Source organism: candidate division KSB1 bacterium, from assembly GCA_034506335.1.
Lineage (GTDB): Bacteria > Zhuqueibacterota > Zhuqueibacteria > JANLFK01 > Oleimicrobiaceae > Oleimicrobium.
Window position 1 is genome coordinate 1 of the sequence record JAPDPR010000021.1, and the last position, 20,861, is coordinate 20,861.

21 protein-coding genes are annotated in these 20,861 nt (G+C 60.4%); 3 read left to right on the forward strand and 18 right to left on the reverse strand.

The window, feature by feature from the left end; genetic code table 11:
* The 3 genes from ONB25_07865 to ONB25_07875 form a co-directional block, all read left to right on the forward strand.
* Positions 1 to 527 (forward strand): ATP-dependent protease (locus ONB25_07865; protein MDZ7392792.1); only part of this gene is annotated, 527 nt, incomplete at its 5' end.
* Positions 528 to 550: 23 nt separating this feature from the next.
* Positions 551 to 907 (forward strand): TSUP family transporter, encoded by a 357-nt coding sequence (locus ONB25_07870; GenBank protein MDZ7392793.1) that lies wholly within the window; start codon positions 551 to 553, stop codon positions 905 to 907.
* 93 nt (positions 908 to 1,000) lie between these two features.
* Positions 1,001 to 1,792, forward strand: a complete 792-nt coding sequence (locus tag ONB25_07875) for a metallophosphoesterase (protein MDZ7392794.1) — start codon at positions 1,001 to 1,003, stop codon at positions 1,790 to 1,792.
* Positions 1,793 to 2,263: 471 nt separating this feature from the next.
* On the opposite strand, the gene ONB25_07880 is transcribed toward ONB25_07875, so the two are convergent.
* The 18 genes from ONB25_07880 to rsxA form a co-directional block, all read right to left on the reverse strand.
* The gene (locus ONB25_07880) at positions 2,264 to 2,821 is read right to left on the reverse strand and encodes a Fe-S-containing hydro-lyase (GenBank protein MDZ7392795.1); all 558 of its coding nucleotides are present in this window, start codon (positions 2,819 to 2,821) and stop codon (positions 2,264 to 2,266) included.
* 41 nt (positions 2,822 to 2,862) lie between these two features.
* Positions 2,863 to 3,705, reverse strand: a complete 843-nt coding sequence (locus tag ONB25_07885; GenBank protein ID MDZ7392796.1) for a fumarate hydratase — start codon at positions 3,703 to 3,705, stop codon at positions 2,863 to 2,865.
* Complete coding sequence (locus ONB25_07890; GenBank protein ID MDZ7392797.1) at positions 3,702 to 4,364, reverse strand: MBL fold metallo-hydrolase; 663 nt, start codon at positions 4,362 to 4,364, stop codon at positions 3,702 to 3,704. The genes ONB25_07885 and ONB25_07890 overlap by 4 nt, the downstream gene beginning before the upstream one ends.
* Before the next feature lie 100 nt (positions 4,365 to 4,464).
* The gene (gene rpmA, locus ONB25_07895) at positions 4,465 to 4,716 is read right to left on the reverse strand and encodes a 50S ribosomal protein L27 (protein MDZ7392798.1); all 252 of its coding nucleotides are present in this window, start codon (positions 4,714 to 4,716) and stop codon (positions 4,465 to 4,467) included.
* 25 nt (positions 4,717 to 4,741) lie between these two features.
* On the reverse strand, positions 4,742 to 5,056 hold the full coding sequence (gene rplU, locus ONB25_07900; protein ID MDZ7392799.1) for a 50S ribosomal protein L21: 315 nt from the start codon (positions 5,054 to 5,056) through the stop codon (positions 4,742 to 4,744).
* A gap of 71 nt (positions 5,057 to 5,127) precedes the next feature.
* Positions 5,128 to 6,648, reverse strand: coding sequence for an Rne/Rng family ribonuclease (locus ONB25_07905; protein ID MDZ7392800.1), 1,521 nt, complete (start codon positions 6,646 to 6,648; stop codon positions 5,128 to 5,130).
* Between the two features lie 289 nt (positions 6,649 to 6,937).
* Entirely contained in the window at positions 6,938 to 9,547 is a 2,610-nt protein-coding gene (locus ONB25_07910) for a TIGR03960 family B12-binding radical SAM protein (protein ID MDZ7392801.1), read from the reverse strand.
* A 124-nt stretch (positions 9,548 to 9,671) separates the two neighbouring features.
* Positions 9,672 to 11,114, reverse strand: coding sequence for a 2-oxoacid:acceptor oxidoreductase family protein (locus tag ONB25_07915; protein ID MDZ7392802.1), 1,443 nt, complete (start codon positions 11,112 to 11,114; stop codon positions 9,672 to 9,674).
* A 2-nt stretch (positions 11,115 to 11,116) separates the two neighbouring features.
* On the reverse strand, positions 11,117 to 12,166 hold the full coding sequence (locus ONB25_07920; GenBank protein ID MDZ7392803.1) for a 3-methyl-2-oxobutanoate dehydrogenase subunit VorB: 1,050 nt from the start codon (positions 12,164 to 12,166) through the stop codon (positions 11,117 to 11,119).
* A complete protein-coding gene (locus tag ONB25_07925; GenBank protein MDZ7392804.1) occupies positions 12,159 to 12,425 on the reverse strand; it encodes a 4Fe-4S dicluster domain-containing protein in 267 nt (88 codons plus the stop codon). The genes ONB25_07920 and ONB25_07925 overlap by 8 nt, the downstream gene beginning before the upstream one ends.
* A 243-nt stretch (positions 12,426 to 12,668) precedes the next feature.
* Positions 12,669 to 13,286, reverse strand: coding sequence for an MBL fold metallo-hydrolase (locus ONB25_07930; protein MDZ7392805.1), 618 nt, complete (start codon positions 13,284 to 13,286; stop codon positions 12,669 to 12,671).
* Positions 13,283 to 14,182: an ROK family protein gene (locus tag ONB25_07935; protein MDZ7392806.1), complete on the reverse strand. Its 900-nt coding sequence runs from the start codon at positions 14,180 to 14,182 to the stop codon at positions 13,283 to 13,285. The genes ONB25_07930 and ONB25_07935 overlap by 4 nt, the downstream gene beginning before the upstream one ends.
* Before the next feature lie 11 nt (positions 14,183 to 14,193).
* Positions 14,194 to 15,381 (reverse strand): Xaa-Pro peptidase family protein, encoded by a 1,188-nt coding sequence (locus tag ONB25_07940; GenBank protein ID MDZ7392807.1) that lies wholly within the window; start codon positions 15,379 to 15,381, stop codon positions 14,194 to 14,196.
* A 27-nt stretch (positions 15,382 to 15,408) separates the two neighbouring features.
* Complete coding sequence (locus ONB25_07945; protein ID MDZ7392808.1) at positions 15,409 to 17,268, reverse strand: ASKHA domain-containing protein; 1,860 nt, start codon at positions 17,266 to 17,268, stop codon at positions 15,409 to 15,411.
* A 15-nt stretch (positions 17,269 to 17,283) separates the two neighbouring features.
* The gene (locus ONB25_07950; GenBank protein ID MDZ7392809.1) at positions 17,284 to 18,159 is read right to left on the reverse strand and encodes a PHP domain-containing protein; all 876 of its coding nucleotides are present in this window, start codon (positions 18,157 to 18,159) and stop codon (positions 17,284 to 17,286) included.
* A gap of 10 nt (positions 18,160 to 18,169) precedes the next feature.
* Positions 18,170 to 19,237 (reverse strand): quinolinate synthase NadA, encoded by a 1,068-nt coding sequence (nadA, locus tag ONB25_07955; protein ID MDZ7392810.1) that lies wholly within the window; start codon positions 19,235 to 19,237, stop codon positions 18,170 to 18,172.
* Positions 19,238 to 19,272: 35 nt separating this feature from the next.
* Positions 19,273 to 20,019, reverse strand: a complete 747-nt coding sequence (tatC, locus tag ONB25_07960; GenBank protein ID MDZ7392811.1) for a twin-arginine translocase subunit TatC — start codon at positions 20,017 to 20,019, stop codon at positions 19,273 to 19,275.
* A gap of 184 nt (positions 20,020 to 20,203) precedes the next feature.
* On the reverse strand, positions 20,204 to 20,833 hold the full coding sequence (gene rsxA / locus ONB25_07965; protein ID MDZ7392812.1) for an electron transport complex subunit RsxA: 630 nt from the start codon (positions 20,831 to 20,833) through the stop codon (positions 20,204 to 20,206).
* Between the last annotated feature and the right edge of the window lie 28 nt (positions 20,834 to 20,861).

Genomic DNA, 20,861 nt, shown 5'->3' on the forward strand with positions numbered 1-20,861 from the left:
AGTTCGCCCAGGACAAGCCCTTGAGCATGAGCGCCAGCATCTGCTTCGAGCAGAACTATAGCGGTGTAGACGGCGACAGCGCGTCGTCCACCGAGATCTATGCCCTGCTCTCCAGCCTGGCAGATCTTCCTTTGCGGCAGGACATTGCGGTGACTGGGTCGGTGAATCAGAAGGGCGAGATTCAGCCCATCGGCGGGGTCAACGAAAAGATTGAGGGCTTTTTCCGCGTGTGCAAGGTGCGCGGGCTTACCGGTCGGCAGGGGGTCATCATCCCCAGGCGGAATGTGCAGGACCTGGCCCTGCACAAAGAGGTCGTCGAAGCAGTCAAGAAAGGCAAGTTTCACATCTATCCGGTCGACACCATCGATCAGGGCATTACGATTCTTACCGGGGTGCCTGCAGGGGAACGCGGGCCTGACGGCCGTTTCCCCGAGGGTACTGTCAACGCACGGGTCGATGCGCGCCTGCGCGAGCTAGCGGAGGGGCTTCGGCAGTTTGCCCCGTCACAGGCACTTGAGCGGGAATAGAACGGAACCAAGGAGCAGAGAGTATGCAGAGCTTTTACTTTGCCTTGTTAGGTCTGGCAGCGGGCATCCTGGGTGGGGCATTCGGCATCGGTGGCGGCGCGCTCATGGTGCCAGTAATGGTTCTATTCATGAATGTGGAACCACACACTGCAATCGGCACCTCCCTATCGATCATCATCCCCATTTCCATTGCCGCGACCATTCGCCACGTCACTCTGCACAATGTGGACATGAGCATTGTCATCCCTGGGGCAATCGGTGGCATCTTGGGTGGCGTGATCGGTGCCACCATCATCGCCAGTCTCCCTGCCGTGTACGCGAAGAAGGGGTTGGCCATCTTTATGATCTACATGGCCGTGCGGTTGCTCCTCTCCAAATAGCGCGGAAAAGGTCCGAACGTGCGAGGCAATAGGCCGGGGAAATTCACATTGTGGGTGGAGGACCTGAAGGCATCTTTACATCCGGGCAGGGTCGTGCTTCCTCTCCTCGGGCTGGGCAGCAGGGGGCGCCGCAACGCCTTGAATATCTGCGTTAGGCATGAGACCCTGGAGCTACCTACCCTCCCGTCGCCCTTTTCCGGCTTCACGATCCTCTTCATGTCCGACTTGCACATCGACCAGGACCCTGCGCTACAACAGGTGGTCTTGAAAAAGATAGCTGACCTCAGGGTAGACGTAGCCTGCTTGGCAGGGGACTTCCGGCGGCGCATTCTTGGCGACCCAAGCTTCGCCCTCCGGTTGCTTGAGCCTGTCATCGCGGCGATAAAGGCGCGTGAGGGGGTTTTTGCCGTGCGCGGCAACCATGACAGCGCGCGGCTTATTGAGGGGCTAAGTTCGTTGGGCGTGCAGATGCTCGACAATCGTGCCCACACGTTCGCTCGCTCTGGCCAACGCCTGTGGCTGGCAGGGGTGGACGACCCCCACCTGTATCGCGCCCACGACGTACAATCGGCGCTCAGTGAGGTTCCCGCTGGCGAGTGCGTCATCCTGCTTGCGCACTCGCCAGAGGCGTATGAGGAGGCGGCCAAGGCGGGCGTGAGCCTGTACCTTTGCGGCCACACTCACGGCGGGCAAGTTCTGATTCCCGGCATTGGCTCCCTGGTGAAGAACATGCGCGCACCTATGGACTTTCACCGCGGCTTCTGGCGGCACGAGGGGATGCTCGGGTACACAAGCACCGGTGTTGGCTCAGGCTCGGTCTTTGCCCGCTTCAATTGCCCGCCGGAGATTGTGGTGTTCACGCTCGAGCCAGCTCAACGTAAATAGCGCGTGCACTGCGGGGGGAAGCGGCACGGTGAGGAGGCACAGAGGCGCAAAACCACATAGGGTGAGTTCCTTTGCCCTCTTTGAGCTCAATCCCAGAGTTTCGCGCCTGTGTGCAGAACAAAGTGCTGAGGTCCTCTGGCTGGTCCTGGTGAACCTGAGGCATGGCTCTGCGGGGGCTAGGCGGTGCTTGTCGGATGTGCCCTAGGTGCTACTGATGTATGCATACGTGGACGGAAGGTGGGATCGGGCCTCCATACCCATCTTTAGGGGTGCTGGGAGCCCCGCGGAAGCGGGGCAAATTCACCCCCGGTATTGAGCACTGATTGATCTCGACTTTCGAGCGTGCAGGAAAACCGTCGGTCGCGGTTGTTCCGGTGAGAGCGCCGTGCATTGAGGCAGAAAAGGCCGGCTCACCAGGAGCCGGCCTTCGAGTCCTATTGTGTCCTCCGATGGCCCTCAGTGCGGCCCACGTCACTTCACCTCATACTTTGCCCGCCCCTCGCGATAGATGTTGCCGCCGTGGCAATCCTGGGCCACGATAGCGGGAAAGTTTTTCACTTCAAGACGTTGGATGGCTTCTGCACCCAGGTCCTCATAGGCGACCACTTCAGACTTGAGGATCGATTTGGCGATGAGGGCGGCCGCACCGCCCACCGCGGCAAAATAGACCGCCTTGTGGGCCTGCAGCGCCTGAGCTACTTCGGCCCCCATCTCGCCCTTGCCGATCATCCCCTTCAGCCCCTGGCGGATGAGGGCTGGGGCATAGGGGTCCATGCGGTAGCTTGTCGTTGGTCCTGCCGAGCCGATGGGCATCCCAGGCCGGGCGGGCGAGGGGCCGACGTAGTAGATGAGCTGCCCCTTTACGTCGAAAGGCAGCGGCTTGCCCTCGGCCAAAAGCTCCACCAGGCGCTTGTGGGCCGCATCCCGGCCGGTGTAGATGACCCCGGTGATCAGCACGCTATCCCCTACCCGCAACTTTTCCACCTGCTCATCGGTCAACGGGGTGGTAATCTTGATTGCCTCTGCCATATGACCTTCCCTCACGCGTTGGTGGCTTCCGATGTCTGGCCTCAGATGACCGCCGTCTTGTGGCGCGCGGCGTGGCATTGCATGTTCACCGCCGCCGGCAGCGAAGCGATGTGACAGGGGTAAACCTCCACGTGCACGTCCAGCGCCGTCGTCCGTCCACCCAGGCCCTGTGGTCCAATCCCCAGCCTGTTGATGCGCTCCAAGAGCTCCACTTCCATGTCTGCGTAGAACGGGTCAGGGTGACGCTGTCCAATGGGACGCAACAGGGCTTTCTTGGCCAGCCAGGCGCACTTGTCGAACGTGCCGCCAATCCCTACCCCCACGATTACCGGCGGGCAGGGGTTGCCGCCAGAACGACTGACCCGATCGACGACAAAGTTCTTCACCCCCTCCACGCCGTCTGCGGGCCGAAGCATCCGCACTTCGCTCATGTTCTCGCTGCCACCCCCTTTCGGGGCCACAGTGATAGTCAATTTGTCCCCTGGCACGATTTCCGTCCATACCACGGGCGGCGTGTTATCTTTGGTGTTGACCCGCCGCAACGGGTCGGCCACAATCGACTTGCGCAGATAACCCTCGCCGTAGCCCTTGCGCACCCCCTCGTTTAATGCCTCCCACAGGTCGCCGCCAACAATGTGCACCTCCTGGCCAATCTCCACAAAGAGCACGGCAAAGCCGGTGTCCTGGCACATAGGGAACAGGCCCTCGCGCGCAATAGCTGCATTCTCGATGAGCTGGTCCAGGATGGCACGGGCAGTGGGCGACTCCTCCTTCTCCCGGAAGTGCCTAAAGCTCTCGATAACGTCCTCGTCCAGCTCGTAGTTAGCGGCAATACAGAGCTCCGCAACGGTCTTGACAACCTGGTCCACGTGGATTTCTCTCATAGCAGGTGCTCCTCGATGACCACAATCTTCATTTCCGTGGGCAGCGTCTCCTTCGTCACCTCGAAGCTGCTCCCCTTGACTCGTTCCACGTTCTTCTTCCCCTTGAGGAACTCATCCACCTTGGCCAAGGGGAACCCCAGGACATCGGTCTTGTAGTGCATGGGCACCACAATTCTTGGCTTGAGGGCGGTGACCACCTCCCAGGCCTCGTTATGGTCGATGGTGAAAAAGCCCCCTACTGGTACGAAGAGGATGTCCACAGGGCCGATCTCCTGCACATGCGCAGGCGAGAGGGTGTGCCCCAGGTCGCCGCAGTGGCATATGCGCAGGCCATCGGCCTCCATGACAAAAACCGTGTTGCGGCCACGCTCTTTGCCCCCGCTCTTGTCGTGAAAAGTGGCTACGCCTCTGAAGCTGATTCCCTTGGCTTCGTGTGTGCCGGCGCCAAGCACAACCTGGGGTGCCCCGGGAAGACCTTTGTGCCCAGCATGGTCTGGGTGGGTGTCATGGCTCACAAAGACCACGTCCACCTTTTGCGTAATCGGCTTGTACCCCACTGCTCCGTCGTAGGAACCGGCCACATAGGGGTCGCTGAGGACCTTCACCCCTTGGTCTGTCTCAAACAAGAAGGCATCATGACCAAGCCACGTGATCTTCATGGTGGGTCCCTCCTCTCGCTTAGCGTCACCGACTGTGGACAAACAAAAAGGTGGGCCTTTGCCTTAAGGAGCCCACCTCCTACGCTCTCTGCGTCATTGTTCAGGCGTAGACGCTGACCACTTTCTTGGCTCTGCCGCGACGCTCAAACTTGACGGTCCCGTCCGTGAGGGCAAAAAGCGTATTGTCTCTGCCGATGCCCACGTTTGCTCCTGGGTGGATGCGCGTCCCGCGCTGGCGGACCAAAATGCTGCCAGCAGTGACAAACTGACCATCAAAACGCTTCACTCCCAGCATCTGCGGGTTGCTGTCGCGTCCGTTTCTAGAGCTCCCAACACCCTTCTTATGCGCCATGTTACCAACCTCCTCCCAAGCCGCCTCAGGCGGCGACAATTTTCTCAATTCTCAGCCGCGTAAACGGCTGCCGGTGCCCCTTCTTGACCTTGTACCCTTTGCGGCGCTTCTTCTTAAACACGATCACCTTGGGCCCCTTGCCGTGCGCCACTACCGTGGCCTGAATCGTAGCCCCCTCAATCGTTGGCGTCCCGACCCGCACCTCCCCTTCGCGGGCCAAGAGATAGACCTGACCCAAGTCCACAGTGGCACCGACCTCAGCATCGACACGTGGCGCAATGACCTCAGCACCTTGTTCTACCCGAAACTGCTTTCCTGCTATGTCTACGATAGCGTACATGAAAAGGAACCTCCGTGGTTCATTGTCGTCCAAAGAAAGGCACGCAAATATAGCAAATCGGAGCCTCTTTGTCAAGCCTTAAATGTGTCGGTGATGTCCGCGTTGGTCTTCTTGGAGATGACGCGAAACTCGTTGAGGGGCAGGCTCGGCTCGGGCGTCACGGCAATATGCACGCGAAAGCGCCACATCATCTGTCTGATCCTACTCACCAACCCGCTCTCCAAGAAATCCGCCATAGCCGGATGGACGCGTAGTTCCAGGCGGCGCAGGCGACTCTGCGAGCGGAAGCGCTTTAACCAGCGCTCTATCTGGGTGGCCACAGTGGTCTTGGAGATCACCCGCCCGGTTCCCTCGCAGGTGGGACAGGGCTCGCTCAGGGCGTAGAGCAAGCTAGGACGGATGCGCTCGCGCGTCATTTCTATGATGCCGAACTCGCTGATCGGGGCAACGTTGACCTGGGCCCGATCTTTCTTCAGTTCCTGCATGAACTCGTTGTACAGGCGCTGCTTGTTCTTCTCGTCCGTCATGTCAATGAAATCGATAACGATGAGCCCCCCGAGGTCCCGGAGCCGCAGCTGACGGGCGATCTCCTTGGCAGCCTCGAGGTTGATCTTGAGGATGTTCTGCTCGTGGTCGCGTTTGCCCAAGTACTTGCCGCTGTTCACGTCGATGACCACCATGGCCTCGGTGTGATCCACAATGATGTAGCCCCCGCTCTTCAGCCACACTTTGCGGGCAATGCTCTTCTCGATCTCGGTCTCGATGTTGTAGGCATCGAATATCGGCTGGTTCTTCGTGTACAGCTGGACACGGTTGACCAGCGAGGGCGCCACGTCCTTAAGATAGGCCACAATCTCCTTGTAAAGCTTCTTGGAGTCGACTACCAGGCTGGTGATATCGCTGGTGAACAGGTCGCGAATCACGCTGGAGGCCATCCCTACGTCCTTGTGTACCAGAGCCGGGGGGCTCATCCGCTTCGCTTTTTGGTTGAGCTTCTCCCAGGAGGCGAGGAGCCCTTCCAAGTCGTTGCGCAATACCTCTTCGCTTTTGCCTTCCGCAACCGTGCGCACGATGAGCCCGAATCCCTCTGGGCAGATGCGCTTGGCAAGCTTCTTCAGGCGGTTGCGCTCGCGCACATTGGCAATCTTGCGCGAGACGCCGATCATCGGATCGTCAGGAACCAATACCAGGAATCTGCCGGGCAAAGAAAGCTCGGTGGTGACGCGCGCACCCTTGCTACCGATGGGCTCCTTGGTCACCTGCACCAGAAGCTCCTGCCCCTCGCGGATTGATGGCCCACTGTAGGCGTGGCGACGCTCTTTGCTCCGACGCCTGACCTCGATGACCGAATCGTAGGCACGAATCGTTTCACCCACGTCGGAAAAGTGCAAGAACGCATCTTGCGGCAGTCCGATGTCCACAAAGGCGGCGTCCATCCCTTTGACCACATTGACGACGCGGCCTATGTAGATATCGCCTACCATCCTCTCGCTCTCCGGCCGCTCGATGAACAGCTCCACCAGCCGGCCGTCCTCGAGAATGGCGATGCGCGTTTCGCTCGTTGCTGCGTTTATGATGATGTCCTTCTTCATATCCTCTATCCTAATGTTCCGCTGGTCAAGTGCAAGCTTCGCACGTGCCCAGCCTGTGTTGCCTTCCATCCAGGAGCCTCGGCGCTCGACACGGCCAACTTCCTCCCCGTGCGGTGCATCGGCGCGGGATACACGAGCGCCGACCGAGAGACGACCGGCGGGCTACCTTTTGCCTCACGCGGGCAAGCCGCAGCGTGCCTGGACTTGGCGCTAACGACCTCGCCACAAGGGGCTGCTGTGCAAGAGGGCTCAATTGCCGAGCGCGCGGGGCCGCGGCGTTTTCTGCTCCTCACACTTCCAGTGGAGTGCGAGCTACTTCGCCAAAGTTGATAGCCAGATTCGTTCGCAGAACGCGCATCGGGGGCAGGGCTGCCTCGGGACAATCAAGCAGCGCCGCCACCACCTCTTCAACGCGTGCGGTCTTGCCATTATCCAGGCCCAGCACAATAAACAACTCCTGGCCATCTGCCCGGACCTCGATGCGCCGCACGAAGGGCCTGATATCCACCTCGACGGTCCCGTCCGCCTTCTGCCGCTGCACGCGAATTGTCTCTCGCGCCAGAAGGGCCTCGATCCTCTTGGCCAGATCATCCGCTGGAGCCCCATTGGGGAAGGTGACCACGTACTCGGCTTGGGTGATCAGCGCGTTCAACGAGCTCCCCTTGCCGTACAGCGGTCGCATCTCCATCACCTCCAGCCCTTCCGGTAGCTCCGCCCCCACCAGTGCGGCCAAGTTGGCCTGCGGCGCGTGGAGGTACTGGAAGTCCAAGTATTCCGCCTCGCTCTCATGCCCCACCGCCAAGGCTGGTCCGTAGGCGATTTTTGGCCTTGGGTTAAAGCCCTGGGAGAAAGCCAGCTCAACCCCCGCTCGTGCGAACGCACGCTCGAATACACGGACCACGTCCAGATGGGAGAGAAAGCGCGCCAAACCGCGCTTGCGATAGCGCATACGCATGACCCGCGGCACGGGCGGTTGGCTCGCAGCCACAGCCCTTTTTCGACCTCGGCCGTAAAGGCCTGCTTTAGCGTCTTGCGCGATGGGCGCGACCGTCGGCTTTTTCCCCATCACCTTTTGGCATGCGACGTGCTCCATGAGGCCACAGGCATGACACCGGTCAAGGCGGCAATCTTCCGTAGGAGTGGCCCTCGCCGCCTTCAGGCGCTCGTTCACCAGAAAACGCTTACTCACCCCTTTGTCGATGTGGTCCCAGGGCAAAAGCGCATCGAGCGCCCGCGCCCCAAGATAAACCTCGGGATCGATCCCCATGCGGGCAAAAGCCTCTTCCCACACTCTGACGTCAAAGAGCTCCGACCACCCCTCAAGACGTGCGCCGGCGCGCCAGGCCTGCTCAATTGCCGCGCCCAAGGCCCGATCCCCACGCGCGAGCACCCCCTCAAGCCAGGCCACATTCGCATCGCGCCAGCTAATGTGGACGTTCTTTGCCTGCACCTTCCGGCAGATGTGCTGGATCTTGTCCTCCATCGTCCGCCGGTCGCACTGCTCTTCCCACTGAAAGGGCGTGTGTGGCTTGGGCACAAATGGCGAGAGCGACACATTCACCTTGTTTCCTTGACCATGCCGCCGGGCAACTCTCGCCACCTGGTTGATGAGCTCGGCAATGCCGTCCAGGTCCTCGGCCGTCTCGGTGGGCTGTCCAACCATGAAGTACAGCTTGATAACCGTCCACCCTTCGCTGAACGCCAGCTCGGCGGCACGAAGGAGGTCTTCGTTGGTGTTGGTTTTGTTGATCACCGCCCGTAGCCTCGCGGTGCCGGCTTCAGGAGCCAGGGTCAGCCCAGATTTCCGCACCCCCTTGGCGAACTGCGCCAGCTGACTGGTAAAGTGCTCTGGCCGCATGGACGGAAAGGAGACGTTCACCATCTTGTCCTTGAACGCAGCGCTCAGCCTTTCCAAGAGTTGGGGCAGCTGACTGTAGTCGGAGGTGGAGAGCGACAGCAGGGAAACCTCCTCGAAGCCAGAACGCTCGATCCCCGCTTGCGCCTGGTTCAGGATGTCCTGCACGCTGCGCTCCCGCACCGGGCGGTAGATGAAGCCGGCGTTGCAGAAGCGGCACCCTCTCGTGCAGCCGCGCATCACCTCGATGGTCAAGCGGTCATGGGAGATGCCGATGAGTGGCACTAACGGCGCCTGGGGGTAGTACTCAGACTTCAGCTCTTCCACTACGCGCGCCTGGATTTTCTCGGGCACGCGGCCATCCAACGGGCGAACCGCACGAGTGGGTGGAACCGAGCCCGGCGTCGGCTCATAGAACCGCGGCACATAGACCCCCGGCACCTCTGCCAGGCGGAGAAGCGCCTCTTCGCGCGAAAGCCCCTCCCTCTTAGCCGCAAGGACAACCCGGGCAATTTCCAAAGATGCCTCTTCCCCATCCCCAATCAGAAACGCATCAACAAAATCGGCCATGGGCTCCGGGTTGAAGGCGCACGGCCCTCCTGCCACCACCAAGGGGGTGAGTTCTCGGCGTTCCGCGGCCCGGATTGGAATTCCCCCCAACTCCAGCATGCTAAGCACAGTCGTGTAATGGAGCTCGTACTGGAGCGTGAAGCCGACGATGTCAAAGTCCGCTAGCGCATGCCGGGACTCCAGGGAGAAGAGGGGCATCTTCTCCCGGCGGAGGGCTTCCTCCATGTCCGTCCATGGCGCATACACCCGCTCGGCCACCAACCAGGGCTCCCGGTTCAACAGATGGTAGAGGATGTCAAAGCCGACATAGGACATCCCCATTTCGTACACATCGGGAAAAGCGAGCACAACCCGCAGTTCTGCATCGGCAAATGACTTGCGGACCACGTTCACTTCATTGCCCAGGTAACGGCCTGGTTTGGTGACGTGGGGCAGTATCCGCTGCTCCAAGACGTCTTTGTCAATAACCGCCATCTACCTTCAATGGGTCAAACCATAGCGAAAAATCCCCGTCACAGCACTCAGACGGGGATAACCCGCACCTGCGATCTGTCCCCCCCGAAGAGTTCCCTCTGAGCCAGGCCTTCCCCAGTCGAGCTCAGTTCCTGCTCCGAAACTCCTGCGCGTACTGGAACCCCGCCTGGACCGCCTTTTCGTTGATGGCGAGGAGTTCCTTCCGCTTGATGGCTTCGGGCAGAGTTGCCAGCACCTGTTTCTCGCTCAGAATCTCCGTAAACCCTATGTAAGCCCCGAGGGCCACCATGTTCGCGACGCGCGTGTTGCCCAACTCGTCGGCCATCTTTGTCGCGGGCAAGGGGAGCACTTCCACATCAGTGCGCTGCACCGACCGGTCAATGAGCGAGCTGTCGTAGATGATGAGCCCGCCCTGCTCTACCTCAGGCTCGAACCGGTCAAGCGACGGCAGGTTCATCGCGATGAGCACCGTCGGCACCGACACCACCGGTGAACCAACACGCAACGTGGAAAGGTTGACGTGGCAGTTGGCAGTGCCGCCCCTCATTTCCGGCCCGTAGGAAGGGATCCATGAGACGTTGTACCCGGCGCGCATGCCTGCCTCGGCCAGTACCAGACCCAGCAAGAGAACCCCCTGTCCACCAAAGCCAGCAATTTTCAGACGCGGATTCCGGTAGCGTTCCGCGGGCAAGACAAGCGCTTCGGCGTGGGCAGAAGGGCCAACCGGGATTTCCAGCAGCTCAGCCAGATTCTCGCTTACAAACGCTCGAGGCGCAAGCGGAGTGGCGGGTATCTCCTCGCTTCTGTCCCGGTACACGCCAAGGGGGAAGTAGTTCTGGAGTCGTTCTTCGATCCAACGCACCGCCTCGGTTGGGGCCATCTTCCACCCAGAGGGACAGGCAGAGAGGACTTCCACCAACGAGAAGCCTTTGCCTTCGGCCTGCACCTGCAAGGCTTTGCGCACTGCGCGTCGCGCCTGGGCGATGTGCTTGGCATCGGTCAACGCCACCCGCTCGATGTACACGGGCGCCTCCAGGGTTGCCAAGAGCTCGCACACGCGGATCGGGTACCCCTCGTTGGCCGCGTCACGACCCCGCGGCGAGGTGGTGGTCTTTTGCCCAATCAGCGTGGTGGGCGCCATCTGGCCCCCGGTCATACCGTAAATGGCGTTGTTGACGAAAAAGACAGTTATTTTCTCGCCGCGGTTGGCCGCGTGCACAATCTCGGCCGTGCCGATGGCGGCCAGATCCCCGTCTCCCTGGTAGCTAATCACGATGCTCTGTGGATGCACCCGCTTGATCCCGGTGGCTACCGCCGGAGCCCTTCCGTGCGCACACTGGATATTGCCGGTGCGAAAATAGTAGTAGGCAAACACACTACATCCCACCGGGCTGATCATGATCGTCCGATCCCGGAGGTCAAAATCATCCAGCGCCTCGGCAATGAGCTTATGCAGGATGCCGTGTCCGCACCCTGGACAATAGTGAGTGGTTAGCTTGTCCGCCCCCGTCTTTCGTTCGTAGACTTTATAAAACGAACTGGCTTTCCTCAGCACTTTCTCCGCCATGGTCAGCCCTCGATGTAGTTCAGAATGACCTGCTGCACTTCCTCGGTAGTAGGCACCATGCCTCCCATGCGGCCGTAGAACTCGACCGGGCACTTTCCCATCACTGCCAAACGGACATCGTCCACCATCTGTCCATTGGAGAGTTCGATGACCAAGAGTCGCTCAACGCGTGCCGCCAGGTCAGCCAGAACCTGCTTCGGGAAAGGCCACAAGGTGATGGGCCGCAGCATCCCCACCCTCTTCCCCTGACCACGAAGTAGGTCCACTGCCGATTGCACCACCCGTGAGACGATCCCATAGGCGACGACCACAAGGCGCGCCTCATCCACCTGGTAGGGCTCGTAGCGCACCTCATGACGCTCGATCTCGGCGTATTTAGCCTGGAGCTTTTTGTTGTGGCGCTCCAGGATCTCCGGCTCCAGCTCGATCGAGGTCACCAGCCGGAATTGGTCCTCATCATCTGCGTGAAGGGCCCAGTCCTTGGGCGGCAGAGAGGTGACCGGCGGCGGAAACTCCACCGGCTCCATCATCTGGCCGATGAAACCATCTACCAGGAGCGCAGCCGGGTTGCGGTACTTATCCGCCAGCTCAAACGCCAGCATCGTGAGGTCGCACATTTCCTGTGCCGAATTGGGCGCGAGCACAATGAGCTTGTAGTTGCCGTGCCCTCCGCCTTTGACCATCTGGTTGTAGTCGCTCTGCTCCGGGGCAATGTTGCCCAGTCCAGGGCCACCGCGATTGACATTCACCACCACCAGCGGCAGCTCCGCACCTGCGGCGTAGGACAGGCCCTCTTGCTTCAAGCTAATGCCCGGACTGGAGGAGGCGGTCATGACCCGTTGCCCGCCTGAAGCTGCCCCATACACCATGTTGATGGAAGCGATCTCGCTTTCCGCCTGAAGGAATGTGCCGCCAACACGCGGCATGTAGTAGGCAGCGGCCTCGGCGATTTCGGAAGCGGGCGTAATTGGATAGCCGAAGAAGTAGCGACAGCCCGCCAGGATCGCGCCTTTCACCACTGCCTCGTTGCCTTTGATCAGCTGCTTAGCCATTGACTTCCCCCTCCTCCCCCACGTATCCCTTCTTGTACACCGTGATGGCACCCGGTTCAGGACAAGCATAAAAGCAGATACCGCATCCAGTGCACCCCTCCCCTTTGTACCCGGCGGGATGATACCCCATGCGGTTCAATTTTGCCTGCGCATAGAGCACTTTCACTGGACATGCGGCAATGCATAACCCGCACCCCTTGCATTCATCCTCACGAAATACGACCTTCGCTTTTGTTAACACGGCCTGGGTTTCCACCATCGCGCCATCGCCTCCGAGTTGCGTTGCTCTCCTTCGCCCAACAAAAAGGGAGCCATCTTGACACTTTGGCTCCCTGAGGGTTAGTGCGGAATGTGGTTCGCCACTGCGTGAAAAAGCTTTGCTATTCTCCAGGGTCCTACCATTCAGTCCTTCCACCACAAGCGACCGCCTCAGAACCGGGCTAATTATAGCAAATTCCCGCTCAATATACAAGTGGTTTTTCCTTCGAGGCAGCAGGTCGAACTACAGGTATGGGTTAAGCCGGCGTTCGTCGCCGATCGTGGTGGCCTCGCCATGACCAGGGAGCACACGGAATTCATCAGGCAAAACAAGCAGCTTGTTCTTGATTGAGCGGCTCAAGTCGCGATATGAACCGCCAGGGAGATCGGTGCGTCCAACTGATTCGCGGAAGAGGGTGTCGCCAGAAAAGAGCACGTGGTCGTGGAGAAAGCAGATGCTTCCCGGGGTATGCCCTGGTGTGTGCACCACACGGAAGAGCAGACTCCCCACTTCCAGCTCGTCACCGTCTGCCAACCAAGTGTTCACCACCACCGCTTCCGGTTCAGGAAGGCCAAACAGCCGCGCTTGCAGCGACAGGGTGTCCAACACCTTTGCTTCCCCCCGATGGGCGTAGACTGAGGCCCCAGTCTTTCTTGCAATCGCCGGGACGGCAGAAACGTGATCGATGTGGCCGTGCGTGAGGAGAATCGCTCTGAGACGGAGGCCAAGACGTTGCAACTCGGCCACCAGAAGCTCGGGTTCGTCCCCCGGGTCAATGATGGCTCCCGTGTGGGTTTCCTCGCACCCGACCAGATAGCAATTGGTAGCAAAGGGGCTGAGCACGTACGCCTGGAGGATCACCCTCCTTCCTCCTTGTGTTGCCAGACGAGCGCCGCAGCCCCCACCACTCCGGCAAGGTTCCCTAAAGCCGCCTTGCGAACTTGCACATGTTGCGCGGGCAGGGGATTGACGTGCTGCCGCAGGGAGTCGAGCAGATGGCGACAGAAGAATTCCCACCCTTCGCTCACCGAGCCGCCCACCACCACGACGTCTGGATCAAGAGTATTCACAACGTAGGAGAGCATCACCCCCAAGTCCGCACCATAGTCTTGCCATGCCTGGAGGGCTTGCGTTTCGCCTTGTTTAGCGCGGAGAAAGACTTCGCTCGGGGGTACCCGAGCCCCGGTGAGGCGGGCGTAGGCAGCAGCCAGACCTCGCGAAGAACCATAGTCTTCAAAGCGGCCGTCCTTGAAAGGGCACATCCACAGTTCGGCCGCAGTTCCTGTGGCCCCGTTCAGCAGCGCCCCCTCGATAACGATGCCCCCGCCGAATCCGGTCCCCAGGGTCACACCGCAGACAATCCCGCAGCCCCGGCCTGCGCCATACAGCGCCTCGCCCAAGGCGAAACAATTGCCGTCGTTGTTTAGCCGCACTGGCTTCTGGACGCGCTCTTGAAGAGCAGCGGCGAGGGGGAAATGGTGGAGAGAGCGCAAATTGGGAGGGGTAAGCACGGTCCCGGTCACCAGGTCGAGGGGGCCTGGTGCTCCTACCCCCACGCCTTCGACCTCGGCGAGCCTCACACCTGCCGCGAGCGCTGCACCTTCTGCCACACGGGCGATATCTGCGACAATAGCCTCTGCGGCCCGCTCCGCACCAGTAGGCCTCTGCAGGAGTTCGCCCACCATCCGGCCCTTTTCGTCTATCACGGCCGCCCCGATCTTGGTACCGCCCAGGTCAACACCGATCGCCAATGCCATAATGACTCCTGCTATGCCCCCACCAAGTACAGCTCCTGTTGGGGCACTGAAAGAAACTCACAACCGTCTTCATGGACGACCACAATTTCCTCGATGGTGGCTATGCCGTGCCCGGGCACGGTGACGCGCGGCTCGAGGGTGTAGACTTGCCCTTGCTCCACACGCTCGTAGGGCCGGTTGCCATAACGCTCCCAGCGCGGGCAGAGGATGCCAGCACCGTCATGAGCCTTGCGCCCAATTTGATGACCCAAGGCGTGCGGGTACTCTTCGAAGCCACAGGAGACAATGTGGCTCCGTGCCACATCATCCACGGTCCAGCACTCCACACCGGGCTTCAGGGCCATGCTCGCCAGATCGATGGCCTCGCGCACCGCGGCGAACCCTCGCCGCACCTCTGCAGGCGCCTCCTTTTCGCCCGGACGCAGAAAATACCACGTGCGCTGCAAGTCAGAGCAGTAACCCTGATAGCGGATGCCAAAGTCGATATTGAGCAAGTGTCCGGGAGCGATGCGCCTGTCGGTGGGACCCGCATGCGCACCCGCTGATTCCGGGCCTGTGAACACCGCCGGGCACATCTCGGGGTCCCAAGCTAGTTCCACGCCGTGCTTTGCCACTTCATCCAGAAGGAGCTGCGCCACCTCCTTCTCGGTGAGGCCGATGCGCAGCTTCGGGCTGAGCACCTCGAACATCCGCAGGGTCAGCTCCACCGCCTGGCGGATCGCCTGCTGCTCGCTGGGAGACTTGCGCCCGCGCAGGGCGGCAACGATGCGCTCGGAGGAGATGAGACGCTCCCCGTAGGGGGTTCCATCCAAGTATTTCTGCAAAAGGAGAAACATGCCATGAGTCAGGCCGTCGGCCATGTTGTCCGATTCGGAGAAGTTGACTGCAATACTCCGCGGCGCCCACCTTTCGAGCACTTCCACTAACTGGGGACGGATAGACTCTTGATAGCCGATCACCTCGCGGTAGTAGCCGTGCTGCTTCTGATTGGCCACATCCAGGCTACCCACAATGGCCACCGTGTCACCATTGGCGCTAATGAGGAAGGCGGACTGCCAGGTACAGCTTGTGCCGACTATGAGCTCCAGGCATGGGTCCGGCATTGTGCCGCTTTCCCGGACAAAGGTCAGCCACACATCCACCCCCTGCTCACGCAGGATTGCTATTGTCTGGGCAATCTTTTCTTGGACAATGGACATGAGCGTCCTCTCTTTCGGGCAGGGCATTCAGCGCCCGCCTGCCGCCGCTTCTCCATCGGGAAACATCATCTCTTCGGCAAAGATGTCCTGAAAGTCGGGTATCGCCGAGATTTCCACGTACTCGACCTGGCGCGCCGCTGCCTCTGCGCGCTCCCTTTGCACCGTGGAAAGGAGGGCCATCTCCGCACCAGCGCAAGCAGCATTGCCCACAAAGCTGACCTTATGCGGCTCAACGGCCGGCAAGAGCCCGATGCGGATTGCATTGTCACGGCGCAGGAAGTTGCCGAACGCGCCGGCGAGGAGAATCTCCTCCAGATCTTCCGTGCGCACATTCAACGTGCGCATAAGAATGCGCGCGCCGGCCGCAATGGCTCCTTTGGCCAGCTGCACCTCCCGGAGGTCGCGCTGGGTGATGAACACGCCTTCAGCCAATAGGAAGGCGCGCTCGCCGTTTACGTTTTGTAGTCGGGACCGCAACGCCTGGGCGATCGAGGCCGGGCATTCTTCAGGTGCCAGCAGGCGACCGCTGGGCTCTACCAGTCCTGCGTGAAGGAGCACGGCCACCGCGTCGATCAATCCTGAGCCGCACACGCCTTGCGGCTGAGCCTCTCCCACCACGTGGCAGCGAATGTCGCCGTCCACCAGGTCCACGCGATCGATGGCCCCGGTTGCCGCACGCATGCCGTGACTAATGTGCGCGCCTTCGAATGCCGGGCCGGCAGCAGTGGAGCAGGCCACCAACCTCCCGCGCGCGCCCAGGACGATCTCACCGTTGGTGCCCACGTCGACGGCAAGCCTAGTGCGCCGATCGGCGTCCAGCCCCGCGGCAATGATGACCCCGACAGTGTCGCCGCCCACGAATCGGCCGATGCCAGGAAAGAAGTACACATGCGCGTGTTCATCAATGGCAATGCCCAGGTCCCCAGCCCGGCAATGGACTGAGCTGGTGAACGCCGGCACGTAGGGGTATTGCGCCAGCCAGTGAGGCGTGACACCCAGAGCCAGATGAGTCATGACCGTGTTGCCCACACACACCATTTCGACAATGTCGGTTGGTTCTGCACGCCCCTGGCATAACTCGGCGACGATTTCGTTAATCACACCAATCACTCGCTCCTGCAGGGCCCGCAGCTCAGCATGCGAACGACTGGCATATTGGATGCGCGCAATCACGTCCTCGCCGAAGACGCGCTGGGCATTGAGCCGTGCACTCACCGCCAGCACACGTCCGCTCCGCAGATCAAAGAGCTTGCCCACCACGGTGGTGGTGCCAATGTCCATCGCCACGCCCAGCAGAGGCCGATTGACTGCGGAGGGGTAGAGGTGCACCAGTTCGTTGCCCACGATGTGGGCGCGAAGGGAAGGCCCGGCCTCCCGCAGGGTTGCCGGGAGAAGGCGAAGCATGCCCAGGGGCACGGTCACCCGAGACTGGCCAGCCTCTGCCAGCGCCGCCACCAGGTCCTCAAGGTCTGAGGGGTTTCGCTCCAAGCTCTGTGACGGCAGGGTCAATTCCACTTCGCGGGCATTTGGGGCAGGTGCCACCTGTTCTCGGCGCCCTTCGGTGAGAATTGCCGGCAGGGTGAGAACGCGACTGTCTGGCGATTCCACAGCGCACAACCCCAGCACCTTCGCCTGGCAGGCTAAGCGTATCCCCGCGCGAAGTTCGTCTGGATCGAGAAGCCCCCGTTCCTCTTCACTGGGGTCACTTATCCGGCCACTCACGCGCACCCGGCACTTGCCACAGGTGCCGGCACCACCACACAGGGCATCGATTTCCACCCCCAGCTCGACCAACGCGCGCAAGAGGCTCGTGCCCACGGGAAAGTGCCCGGTGAGCCTTTGCGCTCCGTCGCTGTAAGAGACCTCCGCAGACAAATCGTGCCGCACTGCTTCACCGCCTCTCTACGTTAGTGGCCTTGCACCGTTACCAACTCGCGCGTGGTTTGCGCTTGCTGCGTACATCTTGCCCACTGCAGTGTAAGGGACCACGTAGGTACCAAGGGGAGCCTCATGCGCACCACCATGAAAATCCGACCCCCCGGTCTCCAACAGTCCGTGCCTGGCCACGAAGGAACGGTAGCGGTATACCTCACCGGGAGCGTGGCGCGGATGGACAGTCTCAATGCCCTGCAATCCCTGCTTCACCAAACTGAGGATGAAACTCTCCGGCATGCCACTCCCCGGGTGGGCCAAAAAACTCACCCCTCCGGCAGCGCTGATGAGCCGGAGGGCTTCTCCCGCGGAGATCCTGTACTTGGGCACGAAGGCCGGGCAATCGTCACCCAAGTAAAGCGCAAACGCTTCGCCCGCCGAATTGACAAACCCCGATTGGACCATGGCCTGTGCCACATGGGGTCTTCCCACACTGCCGCGCGGACTGAGTCGCATCACACTCTCGTAGGAAACCGGGCACCCCATGCTTTGCAGCAATTCCACCATCTTGTGCACGCGCCTAATGCGCTCCTCCCGGAAAAGGCGCAGATACTCGTTGAGTTCAGGGTGCGTAGGGTCAACCATATAGCCAAGGACATGGACATCCACGCCGCGCTCTGTGCTACTGAGTTCAACCCCAGGGATGACCTCCACATTAAGCTCTTTCCCTTCCTGCCGAGCCTCCTCACAACCTTCCACCGCGTCGTGATCCGTTATGCTAATGGCCTTCAACCCCGCCGCAGCTGCCAGCCTTACCAGCTCCGGAGGGCTATACAGGCCATCCGAGTACGTGGAGTGCAAGTGGAGGTCTGCCTTCACATTTCCGCTCAAAGGCAATAGCTGCATGCTGTGCTCCTCACCGCAGTTCGAGCATGCGCTCTAAGGCAATCAGGGCCTCGGAACGTATGGGTTCGACCACCGTGATCTCGTTCACCGAACCCAGCTCCTCCAGCGTCCAGCACAGATTGCGCAAGTTGATCCGGTACATGTTGGGACAGAGCGAATGACCCAGCGGGACTACCGTGCGGTCGGTGTATTGGGCAGCAAGACGCTGTACCAGGTGGATCTCCGTGCCGACGACGATTGTGGTCCCTGGTGCCGCCCCGGCCACGTATTTGACGATGTACGAAGTGGACCCCACGGCATCAGCCGCGGCGACCACCTCATGCACGCATTCGGGATGAACCACGACACGGCAGCCAGGGTACTTTCGTCTTGCCGCCTCCACCTGCTGAACGGTGAACCACGTATGGACATGGCAGTGTCCGTTCCACAGCACGATTACCGCCCTTTCGATATCCTGGCGGTGCAGCCCGCCTTGCTCATCCGCAGGGTCCCACAGCACTATCTGGTCGGGACGAATGCCCTTAGCCAGTGCCACATTCCTGCCCAAGTGCTGGTCTGGGAAGAAGAAAACCTTTTGCCCACGCGCTAATGCCCAATCCATAGCGGCGGCAGCATTCGTGGAGGTGCAGACCACGCCGCCATTGCGGCCACAGAAGGCCTTCAGCTCGGCCTTTGAATTGATGTAGGTTACCGGCACCACGTGCCGCAGGTCGCAATGCTGACCGATCAGTTGCCAAGCCTCCTGGACATCCTCCAGTTCGGCCATGGCCGCCAGCGGGCACCCGGCCAGATGGTCAGGCAGGAATACCCGTTGCACGGGGGTGCAGAGGATACGCGCGCTCTCGGCCATGAAATGCACGCCGCAAAACACGATAAAGCGGGCGGTATGGTGCTCCGCCGCCCTCTTGGCCAATGCATATGAATCCCCCACAAAGTCGGCCAGGGCAACGATCTCGTCGCGCTGGTAGTAGTGGGCGAGGAGCAACAGGTCTTGCCCAAGGCGCCCCTTCAACTCTTTGATGCGCCCCACCAGCTGTTCGCTATCTAACTCCTCGTAGCGCTGTGGCATAATGTCCATAGTACTCACCCTTCAGCCTTGCCAGGCTTGTACCCCTAGTCTGAAGACTTGCGCCTACGCTTTCCCCTGCGTGCAGCCAAGCCCGCCGTCAAGATGCTCACCTCGTAAAGAAGCATCATCGGCGCGGCCAAGAGAATCTGACTCAGCACGTCCGGCGGGGTGAGGATGGCCGCAATGGTCAAAATGGCCACCACGGCGTAAGGCCTCTTGGAGCGCAGGAACCTGGGTGTGAGCAACCCGAGGCGACCCAGAAAGAAACTGAGTAGCGGCATCTCAAAAACCACCCCGGACGCTAACATCATGTTGGTCACGAAGGCCAGATATTCGTTCACCCGGATAGTGGCCACAAGATTTGCGCTCTCAAAACCGAGGAAGAACTGAATGGCCAGAGGCACGATAACCAGGTACGCAAAGGCAGCGCCGAGTACAAAAGAGAAGGTGGAGATAAGCACTACCGATGGCACATAGCGCCGCTCCTTCTCCACCAGTCCCGGTGCCACGAACTGCCACAGCTGGTAGAACACCACTGGCAGGGCAAGCACAAGACCTCCGAACAACGAGACCTTGAGCCTCACCATGAACCCCTCAGCTGGGGAAAGAAACACCAGCTGCTTCGGAAACGGCTTCGTCAGATATGCCATCAGTTGGCCAGACACCCCGTAGCAAATCACACAACCAACGGCAATTGCGACCAAGCTCTTTATGAGCCGCCAGCGCAGCTCCTCCAGGTGGTCGAGGAACGGCATCCTCTTTTCGTCTCTTGTCTTCTTGCCTTTTACCACACCGTCCTCAGCCTCGGCTCGGCGCCCTGTTCAGTTCCTCCATGGCGGCCTGTCCCACCGTGCAAAGGTAGCTTTCTGGGCCCTTGTTGCGCTTTCAAGACAGATGAGCCCCTCGCAGCTGACCGACATCTCGGGAGGGGCTCAAGCAAACGGCGTTGACCTGCGCGGCGGAGGGGGCATGTGATCATTTCAGGGTCAGGCCGGAGAAACCGAGGAAGGCGATCGACATGAGGCCGGCCATGATAAAGGCAATAGGCACGCCCCGCAGTGCCGCGGGCACATCCGCCAGTTCCAACTTCTCCCGGATACTGGACATTAGCACCAGCGCAAGGGTAAAGCCCACCCCGGCCGAAAAGCCGTTTACCGCGCTCTGGATGAAATTAAAGTTTTCCCCCTGGTTCAACAAGGCCACGCCCAAGACCGCGCAGTTTGTGGTGATGAGCGGCAAGTAGATGCCCAGCGACTTGTACAGAGCAGGACTGCTCTTCTGGATGACCATCTCCACGAACTGCACAAGGCTGGCGATGGTGAGAATGTAGGCAATGGTGCGCAAGAAACGCAGATCGGGCGCCTGGTGCCCGGCCAAAATCAGCTTGAACACGCTGGACTCAGGAACCAACAGGTACTTCTCCACCAAAAAGGTGACCACCGAGGCCAACGTCATCACAAAGATCACCGCCGCACCCATGCCCACCGCCGAGTCCAAAGACTTGGACACGCCGATGTAGGGACAGATGCCCAAAAAGCGCATGAGCACAAAGTTGTTGATAAAGATCGCTCCGACGGCAATGATTAACAGGCTGCGGACATCCATACCAGACCTTCCAGTTTGCTGATGGCAT

Excerpts from the sequence above, each read along its gene's own strand:
- ONB25_07890 (MDZ7392797.1), bottom strand. The coding sequence starts at position 4,364 with ATGAAGATCACGTGGCTTGGTCATGATGCCTTCTTGTTTGAGACAGAC.
- ONB25_07920 (MDZ7392803.1), bottom strand. The coding sequence starts at position 12,166 with ATGGCTAAGCAGCTGATCAAAGGCAACGAGGCAGTGGTGAAAGGCGCG.
- ONB25_07885 (MDZ7392796.1), bottom strand. The coding sequence starts at position 3,705 with ATGAGAGAAATCCACGTGGACCAGGTTGTCAAGACCGTTGCGGAGCTC.
- ONB25_07940 (MDZ7392807.1), bottom strand. The coding sequence starts at position 15,381 with ATGTCCATTGTCCAAGAAAAGATTGCCCAGACAATAGCAATCCTGCGT.
- rsxA (MDZ7392812.1), bottom strand. The coding sequence starts at position 20,833 with ATGGATGTCCGCAGCCTGTTAATCATTGCCGTCGGAGCGATCTTTATC.
- nadA (MDZ7392810.1), bottom strand. The coding sequence starts at position 19,237 with ATGGACATTATGCCACAGCGCTACGAGGAGTTAGATAGCGAACAGCTG.
- rpmA (MDZ7392798.1), bottom strand. The coding sequence starts at position 4,716 with ATGGCGCATAAGAAGGGTGTTGGGAGCTCTAGAAACGGACGCGACAGC.
- ONB25_07910 (MDZ7392801.1), bottom strand. The coding sequence starts at position 9,547 with ATGGCGGTTATTGACAAAGACGTCTTGGAGCAGCGGATACTGCCCCAC.
- ONB25_07935 (MDZ7392806.1), bottom strand. The coding sequence starts at position 14,182 with ATGGCATTGGCGATCGGTGTTGACCTGGGCGGTACCAAGATCGGGGCG.
- ONB25_07950 (MDZ7392809.1), bottom strand. The coding sequence starts at position 18,159 with ATGCAGCTATTGCCTTTGAGCGGAAATGTGAAGGCAGACCTCCACTTG.
- ONB25_07880 (MDZ7392795.1), bottom strand. The coding sequence starts at position 2,821 with ATGGCAGAGGCAATCAAGATTACCACCCCGTTGACCGATGAGCAGGTG.
- ONB25_07905 (MDZ7392800.1), bottom strand. The coding sequence starts at position 6,648 with ATGAAGAAGGACATCATCATAAACGCAGCAACGAGCGAAACGCGCATC.
- ONB25_07915 (MDZ7392802.1), bottom strand. The coding sequence starts at position 11,114 with ATGGCGGAGAAAGTGCTGAGGAAAGCCAGTTCGTTTTATAAAGTCTAC.
- ONB25_07870 (MDZ7392793.1), top strand. The coding sequence starts at position 551 with ATGCAGAGCTTTTACTTTGCCTTGTTAGGTCTGGCAGCGGGCATCCTG.
- ONB25_07925 (MDZ7392804.1), bottom strand. The coding sequence starts at position 12,425 with ATGGTGGAAACCCAGGCCGTGTTAACAAAAGCGAAGGTCGTATTTCGT.
- rplU (MDZ7392799.1), bottom strand. The coding sequence starts at position 5,056 with ATGTACGCTATCGTAGACATAGCAGGAAAGCAGTTTCGGGTAGAACAA.